Raw genomic sequence first — 21,545 nt, forward strand, 5'->3', positions numbered from 1 at the left:
CCGAAAAGGCGCTCCTTCAGGTGAAGGAGCGCCTTTTCTGTTTGGGTGCGCCGCCAGGGACTCGAACCCCGGACCCGCTGATTAAGAGTCAGCTGCTCTAACCAACTGAGCTAGCGGCGCCCGTTCAACGCAGTGAACATTACCTGATCAGCGGCTGGGTTCTGAAATCGAGCCGCCGGAGACCGGCGGGGCCTGGTGCAGCCGGAGCAGCAGCCGGTGCAGCAGCGCCCGCTCGTCGGGGTCGAGCGGGGCGAGCACCTCGTCCTGCACGGCGCGGGCCCGCCGGAGCAGCTCGGCCAGCGCGGTACGGCCGGTCGGGGTGAGGCTCACCTGGATCCGGCGGCGGTCGGTGCTGGAGCGGGTCCGGTCGACCTGGCCGGCCCGGGTCAGGTCGTCCAGCACCTTGACCAGGTCGCTGGGGTCGATGGCCAGCCGGGTCGCCAGCTCGCGCTGCACCTGGGGGCCGAAGTCGGCGAGCGCGGCCAGCACCGCCAGGTGCCACAGACGCTGCTCCCGCTCGGCGAGCCGGGCGGCGAGCCGGGCCCGGGCGGTCCGGCCGGTCCGGGCGAGCAGGAAGCTGGTCAGGTCGAGCAGGCTCGGCGGCACGGTTTCCATGACGGGATTGTAGGGTGAGACCAATAGTGGGTGGCGACCCACTAATACTCCAGGGAGGGAACCATGGACGCGCTGTACCCACGACTGCTGGTCACCCGGTTCGCCGAGTGCTTCCGCTTCTACGACGCCGTACTGCCCGTGCTGTGCGGCGCGGTGCGGCAGAAGGGCGACGCCGGCGGCCCGTACGCCAACTGGGACGTCGACGACCAGGCCGTCCTGGTGCTCTTCGACCGCGCCGCGATGGCCCAGGTGGTCGGCACCGCGGCGCTGCCGGCCAGTGCGGCGCCGGCCCAGGACGCGGTGATGCTGGTGCACCGGGTCGCCGACGTGGCCGCGGCGCTGGCGCACTGCCTGGCGCACGGCGGCACGCCGGTGGCCGGGCCCACCGACCGCCCCGAGTGGGGGCCCGGCCTGCGCACCGCGCACCTGCGCGACCCGGAGGGCACGCTGATCGAGCTGCAGTCCTACTGACCGCGGTTGGCCGGCGCCTTGGTCCGCAGGATCTCGATGAAGGCGCCCAGCCAGGCCGGGTGGTCCGGCCAGGCCCGGGCCGAGACCAGCATGCCGTCGACCACCGCCGCGCCGTCCCGGTAGGTCGCGCCCGCGGCCCGCACATCCGGCTCCAGTGCCGGGTAGGCGGCCGTGGTGCGGCCGGCCAGCACCTCGGCGGCGGCGGTGATCTGCGGGCCGTGGCAGATCTGCGCGACCGGCTTGTCGGCCTCGAAGAAGTGCTTGGTGATCCGCCGCACCTCGGGGTCGTTGCGCAGGTACTCGGGCGCCCGCCCGCCGGGGATCACCAGCGCCGCGTACTCGGTCGGGTCGACCTCCGCGAAGGCCAGGTCGGCGGGCCAGGTGTAGCCGGGCTTCTCGGTGTAGGTGTCGAAGCCCTCCACGAAGTCGTGCACCACGAACTGCAGCTTCTTGCGGCTCGGCGCGGCGATGTCGACCTGGTAGCCCTCCTCGAGCAGCCGCTGGTAGGGGTAGAGCACCTCCAGGGACTCCGCCGCGTCCCCGGTGACGAGCAGCACCTTCACGGCCATGGCCGGCCTCGATTCTCGAAAGCGGTCCGCAGCGGACCGATGCCCAACGGACTGTGAGCGCGTGATCACGTCACGCGCATGCTGCTGCATGCCCAGCCCGGTCGAGCCGAAACGCCGAAGGGCCCCTCGCTCTCGCGAGAGGCCCTTCGGCTGTCGGTGCGCCGCCAGGGACTCGAACCCCGGACCCGCTGATTAAGAGTCAGCTGCTCTAACCAACTGAGCTAGCGGCGCCTGCTGACAGACCGGAACATTACACGACCAAAGGGGAAACGCCGAATCGTCAGCATTCGAACACGCAAGGTCATGGCTGGCGTTCGGGTGGCAGTCGGGCGAGGAAGACCTCGAAGGCCGTCGGCTGGACCGCGTTGACGCCGTGGACGGCTTCTACTCTTCGTCCCAATGGCAGGCCGCCCCGTGCTCCGCCGCGGCCTCCAGCGCCGGCGCCTGCTGCTCGCAGCGGCCGCGCTGCTCGGCGCCGAGCGTCGCGTAGAGCGGGCAGCGGGTGCGGAACGCGCAGCCGGTCGGCCGGGAGGTGGGGGAGGGCGGGTCGCCGGGGAGCAGGATCCGGGTGCGGCTGCGCTCGGCGGCCGGATCGGGCAGCGGGACGGCGGACAGCAGCGCCCGGGTGTAGGGGTGGCGCGGGGTGTTGAACACGTCGGCGACCGGGCCCTGTTCGACGGTGCGGCCCAGGTACATCACGCTGACCCGGTCGGCGAGGTGGCGGATCACCGAGAGGTCGTGCGAGACGAACAGGTAGGAGAGGTCGAGGGAGGCCTTCAGCTCCTGGAGCAGGTTGAGCACGCCGGCCTGGATGGAGACGTCCAGAGCGGAGACCGGCTCGTCCAGCACCAGCAGCTGCGGGGAGACGGCCAACGCCCGGGCGATCGAGACGCGTTGGCGCTGGCCGCCGGAGAACTCGTGCGGGTAGCGGGCGGCGTGGGCCGGCTCCAGGCCGACCTGGGTGAGCAACTCCGGTATCCGGGCCGCGATCCGCTCCCGGGGTGCCCGCTGGGCCTGCAGCGGTTCGGCGATGATGTCGCCGATCGGCAGCCGCGGATCCAGGCTGGCCATCGGATCCTGGAAGACGATCTGCAGCTGGGCGCGGAGCCGGTGGACGGCGTCCCGGGAGAGCGCGGCGGTGTCCTGGCCGAGCAGTTCGATCCGGCCGGCCTCCGGTGCGGTCAGGCCGAGGATCTCGAAGAGCGTGGTGGACTTGCCGGAGCCGGACTCGCCGACCAGGCCCAGGGTCTCGCCGCGCCGGATGTCCAGGTGCACCCCGTCGACGGCGTACACCTCGCCCACCTTGCGCTTGACCACGGTGCCCTTGAGCACCGGGAAGGTCTTGGCCAGCCCGGTCACCCGGAGCACCTGGGGGAGCTCGGAGCGGTCCACCGGCCGGGCGGCGGGCGCAAGGCGGGGGACGGGGTAGACCTCGGCGGGGGCCGGGCGCTCGGCGGCCAGCCGGTCGGCGCGCAGGCAGGCGGCCTGGTGGCCGTCGGTGCCGGTGAGCGGCGGCTCGGCGGTGCGGCAGTCGTCGCCGGCCAGTGGGCAGCGCGGGGCGAACGGGCAGCCGGGCGGCAGGTCGACCAGCGCGGGCGGGTTGCCGGGGATCGGCACCAGCGGTCCGCCGTCCCGGTCCAGCCGGGGGACGGCGCCGATCAGCCCGAGGGTGTACGGGTGGCGCGGGGCGCCGAACAACTCGTCCACCGGCGCGGTTTCGACGACCCGGCCCGCGTACATCACCGCGACCCGGTCGGCCATCTGGGCGATCACCCCGAGGTCGTGGCTGACCAGCACCAGCGCGGCGCCGGTCTCCCGCTGCGCGGTCCGCAGCACGTCCAGGACCTGGGCCTGGATGGTGACGTCCAGGGCGGTGGTGGGCTCGTCGGCGAGCAGGATGTCCGGCTCGTTGGCCACCGCCATGGCGATCATGGCGCGCTGCCGCATGCCGCCGCTGAACTCGTGCGGGAAGCTGTCCAGCGCCCGGTCCGGGTCCGGGATGCCGACCAGGTCGAGCAGTTCGGCGGCGCGCCGGCGGGCCGCGGCCTTGTCGGTCTTCTGGTGGGCCCGGACGGCCTCGGCGATCTGGTCGCCGATCCGGTAGACCGGGGTGAACGCGGAGAGCGGGTCCTGGAAGACCATGGCGATCCGGCGGCCGCGGATCCGGGCCAGCTCACCGGGCGGCAGGCCGATCAGCTCCCGTCCGTCGAGCGCCACCGAGCCGCGCACCGCGGCGGTGCCGGGCAGCAGGCCGAGCACCGACAGCGCGGTGACCGACTTGCCGGAGCCGGATTCGCCGACGATGCCCAGGGTCTCGCCGCGGCGGAGCGTCAGATCGACGCCGCGCACGGCGGTGACGGTGCCGCGGCCCCGGGCGCCGGCGAAGTCCACCCGCAGGTCGCGGATGGTGAGCAGCTCGGTGGCGGTGGTGGTCACGCGGTTCCTTCGGCGTCGAGAGCGGGTGCGGCGCCGCGGCTGTCCAGGGCTGCGGCTGCGGTGGTGGCGGCGGCGCGGCGGCGCAGTGCGCGCAGCGCCCGGCGGGAGGGCCGGCGGCCGGCCGCCGCGGTGGGGTCGAGGGCGTCCCGCAGGCCGTCGCCGACCAGGTTGACGGCGAGCACGAAGAGCACCAGCAGGCCGGCGGCGTAGTAGAACATCCAGGGGTAGGTGGGCGCCGAGTCGGTGCCGGCGGCGATCAGGGTGCCGAGCGAGACGTCGGGCGGCTGCACGCCGAAGCCGAAGTAGGAGAGCATGGTCTCGTTCATCACGGCCGCGCCGACCGCGATGGTGGCGTCCACGATCAGGTAGGACGCGCAGTTGGGCAGGATGTGCCGCCAGATGATGCGCAGCGGGCGCACCCCCATGAAGCGGGCGGCGCGGACGAACTCTCGTTCCTTCAACGAGATCGTCATGGACCGCACCACCCGGGCGGTGATCATCCAGTTGAACGCGGCGAGCAGCACCACGAAGACCAGCCAGCCGCTGTTCTTCAGCTGGGGCGAGACGATGGTGATGATCAGGAAGCTGGGGAAGACCAGCATCAGGTCGACGAAGAAGATCAGCAACCGGTCGGTCCAGCCGCCGAAGTAGCCGGCGCAGGCGCCGACCAGGCCGGCCAGGCAGGTGGAGAGCAGCGCCACCAGCAGGCCGATGATCAGCGACTTCTGCAGCCCGCGCAGGGTCTGCGCGTAGACGTCCTGGCCGAGTCCGGCGGTGCCGAACCAGTGCTGGGCGGACGGCGGTTGACTCAGTGCCCCGTAGTCGACATCGGTGTACTTCCAGTGCGTCAGGTACGGGCCGACGAAGGCGAGCAGGAAGAGCAGCACCACGATGCCGCCGCCGATCACCACGCTGGGGGAGGCCAGCAGCCGGGACAGCACCAGGCGGCCGCGGCTGCGCGGCGCGTCGCCGGCCATCAGGCACGCACCCGCGGGTCGAGGGCCGCGTGCAGGGTGTCGGCCAGCAGGCCGGAGACCAGCACCGTCACCGCCGTGAACAGGGTCACCGCCACCACCGAGTTCGTGTCGTTCTCATAGATCGATGTGATGAACCACTCGCCCATGCCGTGCCAGCCGAAGATGATCTCGGTGAAGGTGGCGCCGGTGAAGACGCTCAGGAAGTTGTAGGCGAACAGGGTCGACATCGGGATCACCGCGGTGCGCAGGCCGTGCTTGACCAGCGCGCGGCGCCGGGTGAGGCCCTTGGCCTCGGCGGTGCGCAGGTAGTCCGAGCCGAGCACGTCCAGCATGGTGCCGCGCTGGTAGCGGCTGTAGGTGGCCAGGCCCATCAGGGCGAGCGAGAGGGTGGGCAGCAGCAGGTGCACCGCCCAGTCGGCCAGGTGCGCGCCCAACCCGCCACTCAGGCCGGGGGTTTCGTACCCGGTGAAGTTGATCAGCTGATGCCCGGAGGCCTGGTTGACGGCGATCGCGCCGTTCTTCAGGAAGAGCGCCAGCAGGAAGACCGGGGTGGACAGCAGCACGAACGAGGCCACGGTCAGCACGCGGTCGGAGATCCGGTACTGGCGCACCGCACCCCAGGCGCCGACGGCCACCCCGAGCAGCATCCCGAGCAGGCTGCCGATCACCAGCAGCCGCAGCGACACCACCAGCCGGCGGCCGAACTCGGCGTTCACCGAGGTGCCGTGGATGCTGCGGCCGAGGTCGCCGTGGACCACCAGGTCATCGGCCCAGTGGCCGAACCGCACGGCGATCGGGGTGTGCGAGTTGATGCCCAGGTCGGTGAGCTGGCGGTCCACCGCGGCGGCGGCCGGGCGCGGTTGCTTGGCCTCGAAGTAGGCGCGCGGGTTGAGTGCGCTGCTGGCCAGGGCGTAGGCCAGGAAGACCGAAACGACCAGCAGGACCACGTAGTAGGCGAGGCGCTTCGCCAAGTAGCGCAGCATCAGCGGCAGTTCCCGCCGATGCCGGTGGCGCTCCGGAGTCTCATGACCAATTGCCTTCGTTTCGGAGGTACTTCACGCATGTCTGTGCAGCGGAATTCTGCGATCCACTGCGGGGGCGGTCAAGACTGCGCGTCGAACGAGCTTGCCGGGTTCGGCAAATCCGCAGGTCAGAGTCAAACAGCCGGTTGCGTCAACGGTGTTGCGGGAGCATTGCGGTCGATTGCGATTCGATCAGTAGTGAACACGCTCCTCTGGTCGGCGAACTGATCCGCTGTTAGGTTCTGCTCGCTGGCTCACCTCTTTGGCTGCCCATGATCAAGGCTCGCCACACCTGGCGGGCGCCTCAAGCCACTCACGCACCCCAACACCCCGGGAGGGACCCGCCATGGATGCCGCCATCCGGCCCCGCCGCCACCTCACCCGCACCCTGGTCGCAGCCGCCGCCCTCGCCCTCGTGGTGACCGGCTGCAGTTCGTCGAGCTCCGGTTCGGGCAATGGCTCCGGCGCCTCGCAGAGCGCCGCGCCAAGAGCCGACGCCGAGGACATCAATCCGCAGCCGCTGGACAACGTGAAGGACGGCGGTGAACTCCGCTCGCCGCTGCAGCAGTGGGTCACCCAGTGGAACCCGCTGCAGGTGGACGGCACCTACGGCGACTCGGTGGAGATCATGAAGATGATCGAGCCGCTGCTCTTCCGCATCGACGCCACCGGGACCTACCAGCCGGTACCGGAGTTCCTGCAGTCCGCCAAGCTGGTCTCCACCTCGCCGCAGGTGGTGCTCTACACGCTCAACCCGAAGGCCAAGTGGTCGGACGGCAAGTCGCTCAGCTACCTGGACTTCAAGGCGGTCTGGCAGGCGACCAACGGCCAGAACCCCGCCTTCAACCCCGCCTTCACCAACGGCTACAACCAGATCAGCGACGTCTCCCAGGGCGCTGACCCGACCCAGGTCAAGGTCACTTTCAGCCAGCCGTTCGCCGACTGGCAGAGCCTCTTCTACCCGCTGCTCCCGGCGGCCGCCACCTCCACCCCCGACGACTTCAACAAGGCCTGGATCGAGAAGGTGCCGATCACCGGCGGGGCCTTCAAGATCGGCTCGATCGACAAGTCGGCGCAGACCATCACCGTGGTGCCGGACCCCAACTGGTGGGGTCCCAAGCCCAAGTTGGACAAGTTCACCTACCGGGTGCTGTCCCAGCCGGCGATGACCCAGGCCTTCCTCAACAACGAGATCGACTGGACCGGCGCCGGGCGGGCCGACGCCTACGGCCAGCTGAAGGCCGACCCCAACGCGGTGATCCGCACCTCCTACCCGTGGGACGAGGTGCACATCGCGTTCGGGTCCAACGGGGCGATGGCCGACCAGAAGGTGCGGCAGGCGCTGGAGAAGGCGCTCGACCGGTCCGCGCTGACCAAGGTGGCCAGCCAGGGGGTCCCGGTGTCGTTCCCGCTGCTCGGCAACCACCTGCTGATGACCAATCAGGCCGGCTACCAGGACAACTCCGGCGAGTGGGGCAAGTACGACCTGGCGGGCGCCAAGAAGCTGCTCGACGAGGCCGGCTGGAAGGACGCCGGGTCCGGCAAGCCGCGGACCAAGGACGGCCAGTCGCTGGAGCTGCACTACGTCATCTCCGACGGCGCCGCCCAGCAGGCCGTGGACCTGGCCACCGCCACCCAGAACATGCTGCTGCAGGCCGGGGTGAAGGTCGACGTCGACAAGGTGCCGGCCAACGACCTGAGCGACAAGTACCTCAACCTGGGCAAGTTCGACCTGGCGAGCTGGCGCAACACCGGGTCCTTCCCGCCCTCGCTGATCATCCCGTCGTACCAGATGCCGGTCGGTGACAACGTCTTCCAGAACTACTCCAAGCTCAGCACCCCGGAGATCGACGGTCTGCTGAAGCAGGCCGCGTCCACCCTGGACCCGGCCCAGGCGGCGAAGCTCTACAACCAGGCGGACGCCAAGATCTGGGAGCTGGGCCACTCCGTGGAGATCTACCAGCGGCCCTACGTGGGCGCCTACCGCAAGGGGCTGGCCAACTACGGGTCGGGCGGGCTGGCCGACTTCGACTACACCAAGGTCGGCTGGCAGAAGTGAGTAAGCGCTTGGTCAGCGGCGGGCGCGGCTCGCCGGGGAAGCGCTGCCGGGCAGCGCGGTGATCACGAGGCCGGTGCGGTCCACCGCCCCAGGGTGTGGCTCCCCTGGTGGTGCCGCACCGGCCTTGACCTTCCGCGTTGCCCGCAGGACGCCCTTCTCGCCGTTCCACTGGACGGGAATCTAGTCGGGCCCTCCTGCCGAGTGCCGTGCGCGACACCCGGGCGCTCACCTCTGGCGGGGACGCTGTCACCCGGTTCGCGCAACTGCCGCGTCAACTCACTTTGACCGCACGACCGGTCGGCTGGGCGAGCCAGGTGACGGGCGGGCATGCCGGACGGCGCCGCTGCGTGCGCGGACCACGGCAGGCTGCCACCATCGGCGCGGGGGCGGAGCGCCCCTTCGCACGACAGCGCTGGGAGCGCCGCCTGATGACCACCGGAAGCCCCGGCGAATCCGTGATGCGCCGCATGCTGCCGCGCCGCCGCGACGAGGCCCATCGGGTCGCCACCTCGCTGGAACTCTTCTTCGACCTGTGCTTCGTGGTCGCGGTCGGCCAGGCCGGCCGCCAGCTCGCACTGGCGCTCGCCGAGGGCCACCTGCGGGTCGCCCTGATCGGCTATGCGTCCACATTCTTCGCGGTGTGGTGGGCCTGGATGAACTTCACCTGGTTCGCCTCCGCCTACGACACCGACGACGTGGTGTACCGGCTCACCACGCTGGTGCAGATCACCGGCGCGCTGATCATGGCGGCCGGCATCCCCCGGATGTTCGCGAGCCGCGACTTCGCCCTGGGCGTGCTCGGCTACGTGGTGATGCGGCTGGCCATGGTCACCCAGTGGCTGCGGGCCGCCCGCGGCGAGCAGGGCGCGGCCCGCGCCATGTGCCGCGACTACGCCCTGGGGATCGCCCTGGTCCAGGTGGGCTGGGTGCTGATGCTCCTGCTGCCCGCGTCCGCCATCCCCTACGTGCTGCCGGTGGGCGTGGTCGCCGAGCTGGCGGTGCCGGCCGTCGCCGAGCGCCGGGTGCAGAGCGCCTGGCACCCGCACCACATCGCCGAGCGGTACGGCCTGTTCACCCTGATCGTGCTCGGTGAGACGGTGTCGGCCGCGACCGTCGCGATGCAGAGCGCCGTGGACGAGCACCAGGCGCTGGGCCGGCTGATCCCGATCGCGATCGGCGGCCTCATGGTCTGCTTCGCCGCCTGGTGGATCTACTTCGCGGCCCCGATCCACGAGCATCTGCGCTCCAACCGGCAGGCGTTCCTGTGGGGTTACGGGCACTATGTGGTCTTCGCGTCGGCGGCCGCGATCGGCGCCGGCCTGGAGGTGGCGGTCGAACAGGCGGTCGGCACGGCGCACATCACGACGGCGGCGGCCACCGCGGCGGTCACCGTGCCGGCCGCGCTCTACCTGGTCACCGTGTGGGCGCTGCACTCCCGGCACGGCAAGGCGGGCGCCGCCCAGTGGGTGCTGCCGAGCACCGCCGCACTGGTCCTGGCCTGCACCGCGCTGGGCCGGTCCGGGGTGCTGGCGGCCGGGCTGGTGGCGGCCGCCGCCGTGGCGGTGGGCCTCGGTTTGCACGCCCGCCGACCGGTGCAGGATGGCAGCACCACCTGACCCCGACTCGCGGAGCCCCCGATGCCGCTCGCCGACCAGCCGTACGCCCACCTGCTCAAGCCGCACCCCGGACCGCTGAGCCCCGACGAACGGTACGACACCGCGCACTTCGCCGACCTGGAGCTGGACCGCGCCCGGGCGGGCGGCGCCGGCTTCCTGGAGTGCGCCTTCAGCACGGTGACGGTCACCCAGGGCGTGCTGCGCCGCGCCAGGTTCACCGAGTGCTGGCTGGAGCAGACCCGCTGGCTCTCCACCGACCTGGCGCAGAGCGAGTGGCAGGACGTCACGATCACCGGCTCGGTACTGGCCGGGGTCACGATCGGCGGCGCCCAACTGCGCCGACTGACCCTGCGGCAGTGCAAGTTGGAGTCGGTCAACCTGCGCGGCGCGCTGCTCCAGGACGTGGTCTTCGAGGACTGCCGGATGCGTGACGTGGACTTCTCCGAGGCCCGGCTGACCGGGGTGTCGTTCCCCGGCAGCTCGCTGGAGGGGATCCGGTTCCGGCAGGCCGAGTTGGTGAAGACCGACCTGCGCGGCGCCACCCGGCTGGAGCTGACGGACGGCCATCGCGGACTGCGCGGCGCGGTCATCTCCTCGGCCCAACTGATCGAGTTGGCCCCGCAGTTCGCCCAGGCCTTCGGAGTCGAGGTGCGCGACAGCTGACGTTCACCACGCGGCCGTTCGCTGACCTACCGGAGAACAGTCCGACAATCCTTCATGGCGAGTCCTGGCGGGTGCACGTCGAACGGGACAGGATGTGCCCCGACCACCGCCCAGTTGTGCACACAACCCGAAGGGTTGGCGATTCGACGATGACAGAGCTGAGCCGTAGAACCTTCATGGCCGTCTCGGCGAGCGCGGCGGCCGGCGCCGCCGTGGCCGGCACAGCCGGTGCGGCCGCCGGTGCGGCACCCGCCGCCGCTGCCGCGCCTGCCGGGCCCACCAGTACGGGCACCATCACCGACGCCCAGCACATCGTGATCCTGATGCAGGAGAACCGCAGCTTCGACCACTACTTCGGCACCCTCAACGGGGTGCGCGGCTTCGGTGACCGGGCCACCATCCAACTCGGCGGCGGCTACTCGGTCTTCAACCAGCCCAACGGCACGGCTCGGCAGTACCCGTGGGCGTTCAGCGCGGGCAGCTCCGAGGAGGTCTCGCAGTGCAACGGCGACCTCTCGCACGCCTGGTCCGACCAGCACGCGGCCTGGAACGGCGGCAAGATGGACTCCTGGGTGTCGGCCAAGCGCAATGTGCGCACCCTGGGTCACCTGCGGCGCTCCGACATCCCGTTCCACTACGCGCTGGCCGACAACTGGACGATCTGCGACGCCTACCACTGCTCGGTGCTGTCGGCCACCGGCCCGAACCGCACCTACCACTGGTCCGGCATGATCGACCCGGCCGGCACCGCGGGCGGTCCGGCCTACGACGGCGGCTCGGAGTCCAACCTGAGCTGGCAGACCTACGCCGAGGCGCTGCAGGACGCCGGGGTCAGCTGGAAGGTCTACCAGAACGCGAGTGACAACTTCGGCGACAACGCCCTCGCCTACTTCAGCCAGTTCACCAGCGCCCCGGCGGGCAGCCCACTGGCGGTCCAGGGCATGGCCTCGGTGCCGGGCACCACCGGCCGCACCCCCGACGACATCGCCGCCGCGATCAAGGCCGACGTGCTGGCCGGCACCCTGCCGCAGGTCTCCTGGATCGTCGCCGACCAGCAGTCCTCCGAGCACCCCTACGCCACCCCGGAGGACGGCGCGCACTTCGTGCACCTGGTGATGGACGCGCTCAACGCGGATCCCGACGTCTTCAACTCCACCATCCTGCTCATCAACTACGACGAGAACGACGGCTTCTTCGACCACGTGCCGCCGCCGGTCGCGCCGGCCGGCACCGCCGGGGAGTTCTACAACTCCACCAGCATCGGCCTCGGCTTCCGGGTGCCGCTGCTGGCCGTCTCGCCCTGGAGCCGCGGCGGTTGGGTCAACTCCCAAGTCTTCGACCACACTTCGGTGCTGCGCTTCCTGGAGGTGTGGACGGCCGCGATCGGCAAGCCGGCCCAGTGCGTCAACATCAGCGCCTGGCGGCGCAAGGTGTGCGGCGACCTGACCAGCGTCTTCGACTTCGCCAACCCGGTGTACGGGATGCCGAGCCTGCCCGACACCTCGCAGACCATCGGCCTGTCCACCTGCGGCCCGCTGCCCAACCCGTCGCCGGTCGACAACGCGCTGCCCGCCCAGGAGGGCGGCACCCGCCCGGCCCGCGCACTGCCCTACCAGCCGAACGCCAACCTCGACCACCTGGAGTTCGGCTCCGGCGGCGTCGTCAAGGTCTGGCTGGCGATGGACAACGCCCAGGGCACCGGCACCAGTTCGGCGCACTTCGCGGCCTACGCCAACGCCTACCGCAGCGGCGGCCCCTGGCAGTACACCGTGGACCCCGGCGCGAGCACCAGCGACTTCTACAACTGCGGAACCAACTACGGCAACGGCAAGTACGACCTGACCGTGGTCGGCCCGAACCGCTTCCTGCGCCGGTTCGTCGGCGACGCCACCAAGGCGGGCAAGACCGCGGCCGTGGCCGCCTCGTACGCCGCCGCCCCCGACACCGGCAAGACCGCGATCTGGTTCAAGCTGACCAACAGCGGTTCCAGCGCGGTGACCTTCACCATCACCGCCACCAACTACCGCACCGACGGCCCCTGGACGTACACCGTGCAGCCGGGTGCCTCGACCAGCGACTACTTCAACGCGGTCGCCGGCGACAACGGCTGGTACGACTTCACGGTCACGGTGAGCGGCGACAGCAGCTGGTCGCAGCGGTTCACCGGGCACCTGGAGACCGGCGCGCCGAGCGTCAGCGGCTGACCCCCCTGCACAAGTGAGCGCTGCCGTGCCCGCCGATCAGGCGGGCACGGCAGCGCCTTTTCGTCTGTCAGCTCTCCAGGATCAGTTGCAGCATCCCAAGCAGCTGCTCCCGCTGATCAGGGCTGAGCGGGCTGAACGGGTCGTTGCCCCACGGCCGCCCGGCCCGTAGCGCGGCGGCGACCGCGTGCCCGGCCTCGGTGGCGGCGACCAGCTTGACCCGGCGGTCGGCCGGGTCGGGGCGGCGCTCCACCAGTCCGCGCTGCTCCAGCCGGTCGATGATCGCGGTCACATTGGACGGCTCGGCGTGCACCTGGTCGGCGATCGCCCGCATCCGCACCGGCTGGTCGGCCGCCAGCAGTGCCTTGGCCTGCTGCATGGTCAGCTGCTGCGCGGCCGCGGCGGTCTCCAACTCCCGGGCGTAGCGGCGGTTGACGGCGCCGAACAGGCCGACGAGCTGCTGGGTGAGGTCGTCCGAGGGTGTCGCAGGCATGGTTCCAGTCTACCGAGGTGCTTGACAGGTTAACTATCCAGGATCATAGTTATGGCGAACAGTAGTTATTGCTCATAAGTAAATGCTCCTCGAAAGTCAGGTGTGGAAGATGACCGCCAAGACCGTGCTGCTGACCGGTACCTCCTCCGGCATCGGGCTGGCCGCCGCCGTGGCCGCCGCCGAGGCCGGCTGGCACGTGATCGCCACCATGCGGGACACCGGCAGGGCCGGTGCGCTGCGGGCGGCCGCCGGCGACCGGGCGAACCTGGAGATCCGGCAGCTGGACGTCACCGACCCGGCCTCGGTCGCGGCCTGCCTGGCCGGCATCGACCGGCTGGACGCCGTGGTCAACAACGCCGGCGCCGGACACGTCGGGACGCTGGAGCTGGAGAGCATCGACGACGTCCGGGCCGTCATGGAGGTCAACTTCTTCGGCGTGCTGCAGGTCTCCAAGGCGGCGCTGCCGCTGCTGCGGGCCGGCGGCGGCCGGCTGATCACCGTCACCAGCGTCGGCGGGGTAGTGGGCCAGCCGTTCAACGAGGCCTACTGCGCGGCCAAGTTCGCGGTCGAGGGCTTCATGGAGTCGCTGGCCCCGGTGGCGGCGCACCAGGGCGTGGCGGTCAGCGTGGTCGAGCCGGCCGCGGTGGCCAGCGAGTTCGTCCCCAATGTCGGCGTGGCCGACGACGCGGTGGCCGAGGCCGGTCCGTACGCCCCGGCGCTGTCGGCCTACCTCGCCACCGTCGGGAACGCCTTCACCGCCGCCCAGAGCCCGCGCGACGCCGCCCAGTCGATCATCGAGGTGCTCAACGCCGAGCGGCCGCCGTTCCGGGTGCAGACCTCGGACCGGGCCCGCACCGTGGTCGGTCTCAAGCTCACCGACACCGACGGCTCCGCGGTGCAGGCCGTGACCGCCGGCTGGATCGCCTGACAGCGGAGCGTCGCGGCCCGACGTGCGGGGCGGCGCGACCGGTGACATGTTGGTGACTGCCCAGGTCGCACGAACCCCGAGGAGGAGACATGGGCCTCATGGACCGGATCAAGGAGATGTTCGGGGGCGAGCACGGCGAGCACGGCGAGAAGGCCGGCCAGCGGCCCGACGCCGCCCGGCCGCAGGAGCCCGGCCGGGACACTCCGCAGTACCAGTCCGGCCAGCCCGGCGATTACAGCGCCGACGCCGACGCCTTCGGCAATGTCACCGGCAAGACCGCCCAGGTCGAGGACGAGCAGGTCGAGCAGGCCAAGTCCGACATGACCGAGGAGGGTGGCCACGAGTGGGAGAAGTGACCGGATGACTGGTTGACGAGGCGCGCCGGGCGGCGCGCCTCGTCAGTTGCGCGGCGGCAGCGGCGGCCGGCGCAGGTCGGGCCGGGGGGCGTCGGCCGGCGGCGGCGCCACCGCCGGGTGCTCGCGCAGCAGCTCCAGCGCCACCCGGACCGCCTCCGCCAGCTCGGTGTTCCGCCCGGCCGCCCAGTCGGCGGGGCTGCGCAGCACCGGGATGTCCGGCGCCACCCCGTGGTTCTCCACCCCGAAGCCGTAGCCGTCGATGAACCAGGAGGCGGTGGCCGGGATCTGGATCTGGGTGCCGTCGCCGAGCAACTGCCGGCCGATGGTGCCCACCACCCCGCCCCAGGTGCGGCGGCCGACCACCGGCCCCAGGCCCAGGAGCTTCATCGCCAGGATGATCACGTCGCCGTCCGAGCTGGTCGCCTCGTCGGCCAGCGCCACGATCGGGCCGCGCGGCGTGTGGCTGGGGTAGCGCCACGGGCGCCGGTCCCGGGTGAGGTCCCAGCCGAGCACCCGCCGGCTGAGCTTCTCCAGCACCAGCTCGGAGACGTTGCCGCCGGCGTTGCCGCGCACGTCCAGCACCAGCGCCGGCCGGTCCAGCTCCCGGCGCAGATCCCGGTTGAACTGCGCCCAGCCGGAGCCGCCGAGATCCGGGATGTGCAGATAGCCGCACAGTCCGTCGCTGAACTCCCGTACCAGGGCCCGCCGTCGGGCCACCCAGTCCTGGTAGCGCAGCGGCCGCTCGTCGGTCAGCGGGGTCACCGCCACCCGGCGCAGCGGGCCGTCGGCGCCGCGCCTGAAGGCCAGCTCCACGGTGCAGCCGCCGGTGCCGGCCAGCAGCGGCAGCGGGCCGCGCACCGGGTCGACCGGTCGGCCGTCGATCGCCACCAGTTCGTCGCCCTCGCGCACCTGGTGGCCGGCCAGCGGGGCCCGGGCCCGCGGGTCGGAGGTCTCGCCGAGCAGCACCCGGCCGATCAGCCAACGCCCGTCGTGGTCGCGCCGGGCCGAGGCACCGAGCAGGCCGAGCGGCTGCTGCACCGGTGACGGACCCTCACCGCGCCGGGACGGGGTGACGTAGGCGTGCGACGTGCCCAACTCGCCGAGGAGCTCGCGCAGCAGGTCGGCGAAGTCGTCGGGGGAGGCGATCCGGTCCAGCAGCGGCTCGTACTGCGCGACCAGGGCCGGCCAGTCCAGGCCGCCCATCGCCTCGTCCCAGAACTGGTCCCGGACCAGCCGGGCCGCCTCGTGGTAGGCCTGCCGCCACTCCGCCCCCGGGTGCACGGTGTGCACGATCCGGCGCAGGTCCACGACGACCGTCGGCCCGGCCAGCGGCACCAGCTTGAGCTGCCCGGACGAGAAGGTGCTCACCGCCGAGCCGTCCCCGGCGACCGCGAAGCCGTCCACCTGGTCCTGCAGCGTCGAGCGCGCGGCGGTGGCCAGGTCGAAGTGCTCCAGCGAGGGGCGGCCCGAGGTGTCGGTGGGGCTGGCGAAGGTCTGGCCGAGGGCGCCGGAGAGCGGCCAGCGCAGCCAGACCAGCCCGCCGCGCACCGCCGCCGGGGTGGAGTACTTGGCGGCGATCACCGGGAACGGCACCAGCCGGTCGCCGATCCCGTCCGGGTCGACCAGCACCGTGCCGTCGCCGGGCGCCGGATCCGGCTCGTCACCGACCGCGGCGGCGAACGGCGACGGGGTGTCGGCCGCCAGCGGCACCAGGTAGGGGCGGCAGCCCAGCGGGAACGACAGGTCGCCGGTGTGCACGTCGTGCACCGGGTCGAAGCCGCGCCAGGAGAGGAAGACCAGGTAGCGGCCGTCCCGGGTGAAGACCGGCTGCTCGTCCTCGAAGCGGCCGTCGGTGACGTTCAACGGCAGCGCCTCGGCGCCGCGGTCCAGCCGGATCAGCCGGATCCGGCGCAGCGAGCGGCCGGCCACCGGCTGCGACCAGGCCAGCCAGCACGAGTCGGGGGAGAAGGCCAGGCCGCGGATCGGGCCGAAGGTGGAGCGGGCGAGCTCGCGCACCGCGCCGTCGGCGGCGTCCACCAGCAGCAGCCGCCCGTCGCCCGCGGCGACGGCCAGGGTGGCGCCGTCCGGGGTGGCGACCAGCTCCAGGACCCGGCCGAGCTGCCCGGCGGCCAGGCGGCGGGCCTCGGTGCGGGCGGCCTGCCCGGGCAGCGGGGCGATCTCCAGCGCATCGTCGCCCTCGGCGTCGGTGACCCAGGCCACCGCCTCGGTGTGCCCCAGCACCACCGGCAGCCGGGCCCGCACCCCGGGCGTGTCGGCCAGCGCCCGGGCCGGGCCGTCCCGGTGGGTCAGCCAGTAGAGGCTGCCGCGCACCCCGACCACGCCGGACTTGCCGGTGCTGTCGCAGATCAGGTCGTTCAGGAAGCGGGCGGTGGTGATCTGGAACGGCCGCCGGCCGGTCCGGCTGCCACCGAGCCGGACGTCCAGTCGGCGCGGCCCGGGGGTGTCGAGGCCGTCCAGCAGCCAGATGTCCCCGGCGTGCTGGTAGACCACCCGGTGGCCGTCGGTGGCGGCCTCGCGGGCGAAGAACGTGTCGTGGTCGGTGTGGCGGCGCAGGTCGGAGCCGTCCGGGGCGCAGGAGTAGAGGTTGCCGGTGCCCTCGTGGTCGGAGAGGAAGGCCACCCGGTCTCCGACCAGCATGGGGGAGGAGAGGTGGCCGCGCAGCTCGGGCAGCAGCCGCTCGCCGTCCAGCCAGAGGATGCCGGTGGCGCCGCCCCGGTAGCGCTTCCAGGCGGCCGGCTCGTGCGGGGCGGCGTTGGTCAGCAGCAGGGTGTGCGCCTCGGACACCTGGGCGTCGCGCACCGGACCCCAGGGCTCGCGGCGGCCGGGCGCGCCGTTCGGCGGCAGCGCGTGCGCCCAGGTGTAGTGGGCGAACGGCTCGTGGTAGGAGGTGACGGCCAGTACCTCGCCGTCGGGCAGCCAGCCGCGAACCCGGGTGTCCTGGCTGGCCCAGTAGGTCAGGCGGACCGAGGGGCCGCCCGTGCTGGGGGTCGTCCACACCTCGGGGGCGTGCCCGGCCCAGCTGGTCCAGGCGACGGTGGCGCCGTCGGGGGACAGCCGGGGGTGGCTGACCCGGGTGCGGTCGGCGGTGAGCCGCCAGGCGCGACCTGACACCGAGTCGGCTGCGAGCGGCGCCAGCCAGACGTCGTCCTCGGCGGTCAGCGCCAGCAGGTCGCCGTGCAGATGGGGGAAGCGCAGGTAACCACTCACAGGCCCATCCTTCGATGCGCCCCGGGACCCGGCAAACGGAAGCAGACGCGAGTGCTCCGGAGGCTGCCGGGGAAATGCCGCCGGGGAGGTGCCAGGAGGTGCCAGGAGGTGCCGGAAACGCCGAAGGCCCCTCGCTCTCGCGAGGGGCCTTCGGCTGTCGGTGCGCCGCCAGGGACTCGAACCCCGGACCCGCTGATTAAGAGTCAGCTGCTCTAACCAACTGAGCTAGCGGCGCCTGCTGACGTGGAGAACATTACCTGGTCACCGACCGAATCGCCGAATCGGCGTGGGGCGCGGCGCCGGCCCCCGGGACCCGGCGTGCCATGGGGATGAGATGGTTTGTCATATCTACACTCTTCCTGTCCGAATAGGAGGGGATTGTTTCCGTGGGCCAGCTCTCGCTGCTGTTTCTGGTGCTGCTCGCCTCGGTGATCACCGTGCCGGTGGGGCGGCGGACCGGGATCCCGCAGCCGGTGCTGATGACCCTGATCGGGCTGGTCTTCGCGGTGGTGCCGCAGATCCCGAACATCGGGCTGGATCCGGCGCTGATCCTCCCCCTGGTGCTACCGCCCCTGGTCTTCGGTGTCGCCCGGCGGGCCTCGCTGGTCTACTTCCGGGCCAATCTGCGCTCCGTCCTGCTGCTCGCCGTCGCCCTGGTGGTGATCACCACCACCGCGGTGGCGGGCGCCTTCCACGCGCTGATGCCGGCCGCGCCGGTGGCCGCCGCGGTGGCAATGGGCGCGCTGGTCTCGCCGCCCGACCCGGTGGCCGCGGTCGCGGTGGCCGGCAGCGTCGGACTGCCCCGGCGGCTGGTCGCGGTGCTGGAGAGCGAGGGCCTGTTCAACGACGTCACCGCGATCGTGATCTACTCGCTGGCCGTCGACGCTGTGGTGGAGGGCGACTTCTCGGTGCCGCACGCGCTGCTGCGGTTCGCGGAGTCCGCGGTGCTGGCGGTGGTGATCGGGGTGGCGCTCGGCTGGCTGACCACCAAGGTGGCGACCCTGCTGGACGACCCGACCCTGCAGGTGGCGCTCAACCTGCTGGTGCCGTTCGCCGCCTATGTGCTCGCCGAGGAGGCCGAGGGCTCGGGGGTGCTCGCCGTGGTGGTGGTCGGCCTCTACCTGGCCGAACGGGCCACCCACGCCGACGACGTCTCCTACCGGCTGGTCGGCACCGCCTTCTGGGACATCGTGGAGACCCTGATCACCGGGGTGGCCTTCGGGCTGATCGGGCTGGAACTGGCCACCGTGCTCAAGGACGTCGGGGCCGGCTGGCACAGCATGCTGGGGGACGCGGCGGTGGTGATCGCCGTGGTGGTGGGGGTGCGGCTGGTCTGGCTGCTGCCGGCCGCCTGGCTCTCCGACCGGCTCAGCCACGGCACCGAGGACACCCCGCTCAGCTGGCGGGAGAGCGTGGTGCTCTGGTGGTCCGGGATGCGCGGGGTGGCGACGGTCGCGCTGGCGCTGGCCGTCCCGCTCACCGTGCACGGCGGCGCGCCGTTCCCCGGGCGGGCCCGGATCGTCTTCGTCGCCTTCTGCGTGGTGCTGTTCACCCTGGTCGTGCAGGGGCTGACGCTGCCCTGGCTGGTCCGGCGGCTCGGCATCGACCCGCACCTGGACCGGCGCGAGCAGGAGCAGCGGGAGCTGTGGTGGCGGGCCAGCAAGGCGGCCCTGGAGCGGCTGCACGAGCTGGCCGACCAGGACAAGTTGCCCAGTGAACTCGTGGAGAAGCTCCGGGAACGCCAGCATGACCGGATGGCCCGGCTCTGCCCCGAGCAGTACGAGCAGGAGGAGGCCGAGGAGGCCCACGAGCGAGCCGGGGTGCTGCGCAAGTTCCGGGCCCTGGAACAGGACTTGCTGGCCGCGTCCCGGCGGGAGATCGTGCAGGCGCGCAGCGAGCCGGGCGCGGATCCGGAACTGGTCGACGAGGTGCTGCGTGGACTGGACCTCCGGTCGGAGCGGAACTGACGGCACTGCGTCAGGTGGTGGTGGCGCCAGGTGTGCTGACTGTTCCGTAGGCTGAGTGCGGTCGAGCCGCCGAATGCGTCGGCGCTACCCGGGTCCGTCCCTCCGGGCCCCAGCCGTCCCAGACCGATCAGAGGAGAAACCGATGCCGCAGACCCCCGCCGGCCCGAGCGCCCCGCAGAAGTGCGCCCAGCAGTGGGCCGCCCTCGCGGAGCACCGCGAGAAGCTGGGTGACCTGCACCTGCGCGAGCTGTTCGCCGCGGACCCGCAGCGCGGCAGCCGCTACACGCTGCAGGTCGGGGACCTGTATCTGGACTATTCCAAGCACCTGGTGACGGACGAGACCCTCGAGCTGCTGCGCTCGCTCGCCGAGGCCGCCGGCGTGGCCGGCCTGCGGGACGCGATGTTCCGCGGCGAGAAGATCAACGTCACCGAGGACCGCGCCGTGCTGCACACCGCGCTGCGGGCTCCGCGCGGAGCCGTGATCGAGGTGGACGGCGCCAATGTGGTGCCCGAGGTGCACGCCGTTCTGGACAAGATGGCCGGTTTCGCCGACCGGGTGCGCAGCGGCGCCTGGACCGGACACTCCGGCAAGCGGATCAGGAACATCGTCAACATCGGCATCGGCGGCTCCGACCTGGGCCCGGCGATGGCCTACGAGGCGCTGCGCTCGTACACCCAGCGCGACCTGACCGTGCGCTTCGTCTCCAACGTGGACGGCGCCGACCTGCACGAGGCGGTCCGCGACCTGGACGCCGCCGAGACGCTGTTCATCGTCGCCTCCAAGACCTTCACCACGATCGAGACGATCACCAACGCCACCTCGGCCCGCGACTGGCTGCTGGCCCAGCTCGGCGCCGGCCAGGAGGCGGTGGCCAAGCACTTCGTGGCGCTCTCCACCAACGCCAAGGGCGTGGCCGACTTCGGCATCGACGTCGAGAACATGTTCGAGTTCTGGGACTGGGTCGGCGGCCGCTACTCCTACGACTCGGCGATCGGCCTGTCGCTGATGATCGCCATCGGCCCGGAGCGGTTCCAGGAGATGCTGGACGGCTTCCGGCTGGTGGACGAGCACTTCCGCACCGCCCCGCTGGAGCAGAACGTGCCGTTCCTGCTCGGCCTGCTGGGCCTGTGGTACGGCCAGTTCTTCGACGCCCAGTCGCACGCGGTGCTGCCCTACTCGCACTACCTGTCCAAGTTCACCGCCTACCTGCAGCAACTGGACATGGAGTCCAACGGCAAGTCGGTGCAGCGCGACGGCAACCCGGTCGGCTGGACCACCGGCCCGGTGGTCTGGGGCACCCCGGGCACCAACGGCCAGCACGCCTACTACCAGCTGCTGCACCAGGGCACCAAGACGATCCCGGCCGACCTGATCGGCTTCGCCAAGCCGGTCGGCGACCTGGCCCCCGGCCTGGTCGCGCAGCACGACCTGCTGATGGCCAACCTCTTCGCGCAGGCGCAGGCCTTCGCCTTCGGCAAGACCGCCGACGAGGTCCGGGCCGAGGGCGTGGCCGAGTTCCAGGTGCCGCACCGCACCTTCCGTGGCAACCACCCGACCACCATGGTGCTCGCCGAGGAGCTCACCCCGTCGGTGCTCGGCCAGCTGGTCGCGCTCTACGAGCACAAGGTCTTCGTGCAGGGCGCGATCTGGAACATCGACTCCTTCGACCAGTGGGGCGTGGAGCTCGGCAAGGTGCTGGCCAAGAAGATGGAGCCGGTGCTGCTGACCGGCGAGGGCGGCGACCACCTGGACAGCTCCAGCGCGACCCTGGTCGCCAAGTACCGCGCGCTGCGCGGGCGCTGAGTCTGCCGCGGGTGTGGGGGGGCGGGCCGCGCCCCCCCCCCCCCCCGGGGGGGGGGGGGGGGGGGGCCCCCCCCCGGCCCCCCCCCGGGCGGCGGGGGCTGGGGGGGTGGGGGGGGGCCCGGGGCGCCTGACCCGGGACC

The 21,545-nt window shown here is 71.9% G+C and carries 16 protein-coding genes and 3 tRNA genes; 9 read left to right on the forward strand and 10 right to left on the reverse strand.

All coding sequences use genetic code 11. From position 1 onward, the window contains the following. Positions 1-46 precede the first annotated feature (46 nt). Positions 47-120, reverse strand: a tRNA-Lys gene (locus tag P3T35_RS22875). 27 nt (positions 121-147) lie between these two features. Further along, positions 148-615: a MarR family winged helix-turn-helix transcriptional regulator gene (locus P3T35_RS22880; protein WP_101385179.1), complete on the reverse strand. Its 468-nt coding sequence runs from the start codon at positions 613-615 to the stop codon at positions 148-150. A 63-nt stretch (positions 616-678) separates the two neighbouring features. Between P3T35_RS22880 and P3T35_RS22885 the strand changes: the two genes are divergently transcribed. Next, complete coding sequence (locus tag P3T35_RS22885) at positions 679-1,086, forward strand: VOC family protein (protein ID WP_101381660.1); 408 nt, start codon at positions 679-681, stop codon at positions 1,084-1,086. Here the strand turns inward: P3T35_RS22885 and P3T35_RS22890 are convergent. From P3T35_RS22890 to P3T35_RS22910, 5 genes are all read right to left on the reverse strand, one after another. Continuing rightward, positions 1,080-1,655 (reverse strand): DJ-1/PfpI family protein, encoded by a 576-nt coding sequence (locus P3T35_RS22890; protein ID WP_101381661.1) that lies wholly within the window; start codon positions 1,653-1,655, stop codon positions 1,080-1,082. The genes P3T35_RS22885 and P3T35_RS22890 overlap by 7 nt on opposite strands. A 157-nt stretch (positions 1,656-1,812) precedes the next feature. After that, a tRNA-Lys gene (locus P3T35_RS22895) sits at positions 1,813-1,886 on the reverse strand. Between the two features lie 153 nt (positions 1,887-2,039). Further along, on the reverse strand, positions 2,040-4,091 hold the full coding sequence (locus P3T35_RS22900) for an ABC transporter ATP-binding protein (RefSeq protein ID WP_101381662.1): 2,052 nt from the start codon (positions 4,089-4,091) through the stop codon (positions 2,040-2,042). Next, complete coding sequence (locus P3T35_RS22905; protein WP_101381663.1) at positions 4,088-5,068, reverse strand: ABC transporter permease; 981 nt, start codon at positions 5,066-5,068, stop codon at positions 4,088-4,090. The genes P3T35_RS22900 and P3T35_RS22905 overlap by 4 nt, the downstream gene beginning before the upstream one ends. Then, a complete protein-coding gene (locus P3T35_RS22910; protein ID WP_101381664.1) occupies positions 5,068-6,051 on the reverse strand; it encodes an ABC transporter permease in 984 nt (327 codons plus the stop codon). The genes P3T35_RS22905 and P3T35_RS22910 overlap by 1 nt, the downstream gene beginning before the upstream one ends. A gap of 385 nt (positions 6,052-6,436) precedes the next feature. Between P3T35_RS22910 and P3T35_RS22915 the strand changes: the two genes are divergently transcribed. The 4 genes from P3T35_RS22915 to P3T35_RS22930 all read left to right on the forward strand — a co-directional run bounded on the left by P3T35_RS22915 (position 6,437) and on the right by P3T35_RS22930 (position 12,632). After that, positions 6,437-8,149 (forward strand): ABC transporter family substrate-binding protein, encoded by a 1,713-nt coding sequence (locus P3T35_RS22915; protein ID WP_101381665.1) that lies wholly within the window; start codon positions 6,437-6,439, stop codon positions 8,147-8,149. Between the two features lie 428 nt (positions 8,150-8,577). Next, a complete protein-coding gene (locus P3T35_RS22920; RefSeq protein ID WP_101381666.1) occupies positions 8,578-9,765 on the forward strand; it encodes a low temperature requirement protein A in 1,188 nt (395 codons plus the stop codon). Between the two features lie 21 nt (positions 9,766-9,786). Beyond that, complete coding sequence (locus P3T35_RS22925) at positions 9,787-10,428, forward strand: pentapeptide repeat-containing protein (RefSeq protein WP_101381667.1); 642 nt, start codon at positions 9,787-9,789, stop codon at positions 10,426-10,428. A gap of 149 nt (positions 10,429-10,577) precedes the next feature. Beyond that, positions 10,578-12,632, forward strand: coding sequence for a phospholipase C, phosphocholine-specific (locus P3T35_RS22930; RefSeq protein ID WP_101381668.1), 2,055 nt, complete (start codon positions 10,578-10,580; stop codon positions 12,630-12,632). Positions 12,633-12,699: 67 nt separating this feature from the next. Here the strand turns inward: P3T35_RS22930 and P3T35_RS22935 are convergent, their stop codons facing one another. Next, entirely contained in the window at positions 12,700-13,122 is a 423-nt protein-coding gene (locus tag P3T35_RS22935; RefSeq protein WP_101381669.1) for a MarR family transcriptional regulator, read from the reverse strand. 109 nt (positions 13,123-13,231) lie between these two features. On the opposite strand from P3T35_RS22935, the gene P3T35_RS22940 reads away from it, so the two are divergent. After that, positions 13,232-14,050 (forward strand): SDR family oxidoreductase, encoded by an 819-nt coding sequence (locus P3T35_RS22940; protein ID WP_101385180.1) that lies wholly within the window; start codon positions 13,232-13,234, stop codon positions 14,048-14,050. A gap of 89 nt (positions 14,051-14,139) precedes the next feature. Next, complete coding sequence (locus P3T35_RS22945) at positions 14,140-14,406, forward strand: hypothetical protein (RefSeq protein ID WP_101381670.1); 267 nt, start codon at positions 14,140-14,142, stop codon at positions 14,404-14,406. A 42-nt stretch (positions 14,407-14,448) separates the two neighbouring features. Here P3T35_RS22945 and P3T35_RS22950 read toward each other — a convergent pair whose 3' ends face one another. Then, on the reverse strand, positions 14,449-17,634 hold the full coding sequence (locus P3T35_RS22950; RefSeq protein ID WP_280707496.1) for a S41 family peptidase: 3,186 nt from the start codon (positions 17,632-17,634) through the stop codon (positions 14,449-14,451). A gap of 161 nt (positions 17,635-17,795) precedes the next feature. Further along, positions 17,796-17,869, reverse strand: a tRNA-Lys gene (locus P3T35_RS22955). A 151-nt stretch (positions 17,870-18,020) separates the two neighbouring features. Between P3T35_RS22955 and P3T35_RS22960 the strand changes: the two genes are divergently transcribed. Both P3T35_RS22960 and pgi read left to right on the forward strand, forming a co-directional pair. After that, a complete protein-coding gene (locus tag P3T35_RS22960) occupies positions 18,021-19,601 on the forward strand; it encodes a Na+/H+ antiporter (RefSeq protein WP_101381671.1) in 1,581 nt (526 codons plus the stop codon). A gap of 142 nt (positions 19,602-19,743) precedes the next feature. Continuing rightward, positions 19,744-21,405, forward strand: a complete 1,662-nt coding sequence (gene pgi, locus P3T35_RS22965; RefSeq protein WP_101381672.1) for a glucose-6-phosphate isomerase — start codon at positions 19,744-19,746, stop codon at positions 21,403-21,405. Positions 21,406-21,545 lie beyond the last annotated feature (140 nt).

This window comes from Kitasatospora sp. GP30 (assembly GCF_029892145.1).
Taxonomy (GTDB): Bacteria; Actinomycetota; Actinomycetes; order Streptomycetales; family Streptomycetaceae; genus Kitasatospora; species Kitasatospora acidiphila.

Coding starts and splice junctions, on each gene's coding strand:
- P3T35_RS22910 (WP_101381664.1), bottom strand. CDS start 6,051: ATGCTGCGCTACTTGGCGAAGCGCCTCGCCTACTACGTGGTCCTGCTG.
- pgi (WP_101381672.1), top strand. CDS start 19,744: ATGCCGCAGACCCCCGCCGGCCCGAGCGCCCCGCAGAAGTGCGCCCAG.
- P3T35_RS22880 (WP_101385179.1), bottom strand. CDS start 615: ATGGAAACCGTGCCGCCGAGCCTGCTCGACCTGACCAGCTTCCTGCTC.
- P3T35_RS22930 (WP_101381668.1), top strand. CDS start 10,578: ATGACAGAGCTGAGCCGTAGAACCTTCATGGCCGTCTCGGCGAGCGCG.
- P3T35_RS22905 (WP_101381663.1), bottom strand. CDS start 5,068: ATGGCCGGCGACGCGCCGCGCAGCCGCGGCCGCCTGGTGCTGTCCCGG.
- P3T35_RS22920 (WP_101381666.1), top strand. CDS start 8,578: ATGACCACCGGAAGCCCCGGCGAATCCGTGATGCGCCGCATGCTGCCG.
- P3T35_RS22890 (WP_101381661.1), bottom strand. CDS start 1,655: ATGGCCGTGAAGGTGCTGCTCGTCACCGGGGACGCGGCGGAGTCCCTG.
- P3T35_RS22940 (WP_101385180.1), top strand. CDS start 13,232: ATGACCGCCAAGACCGTGCTGCTGACCGGTACCTCCTCCGGCATCGGG.
- P3T35_RS22885 (WP_101381660.1), top strand. CDS start 679: ATGGACGCGCTGTACCCACGACTGCTGGTCACCCGGTTCGCCGAGTGC.
- P3T35_RS22925 (WP_101381667.1), top strand. CDS start 9,787: ATGCCGCTCGCCGACCAGCCGTACGCCCACCTGCTCAAGCCGCACCCC.
- P3T35_RS22945 (WP_101381670.1), top strand. CDS start 14,140: ATGGGCCTCATGGACCGGATCAAGGAGATGTTCGGGGGCGAGCACGGC.
- P3T35_RS22915 (WP_101381665.1), top strand. CDS start 6,437: ATGGATGCCGCCATCCGGCCCCGCCGCCACCTCACCCGCACCCTGGTC.
- P3T35_RS22935 (WP_101381669.1), bottom strand. CDS start 13,122: ATGCCTGCGACACCCTCGGACGACCTCACCCAGCAGCTCGTCGGCCTG.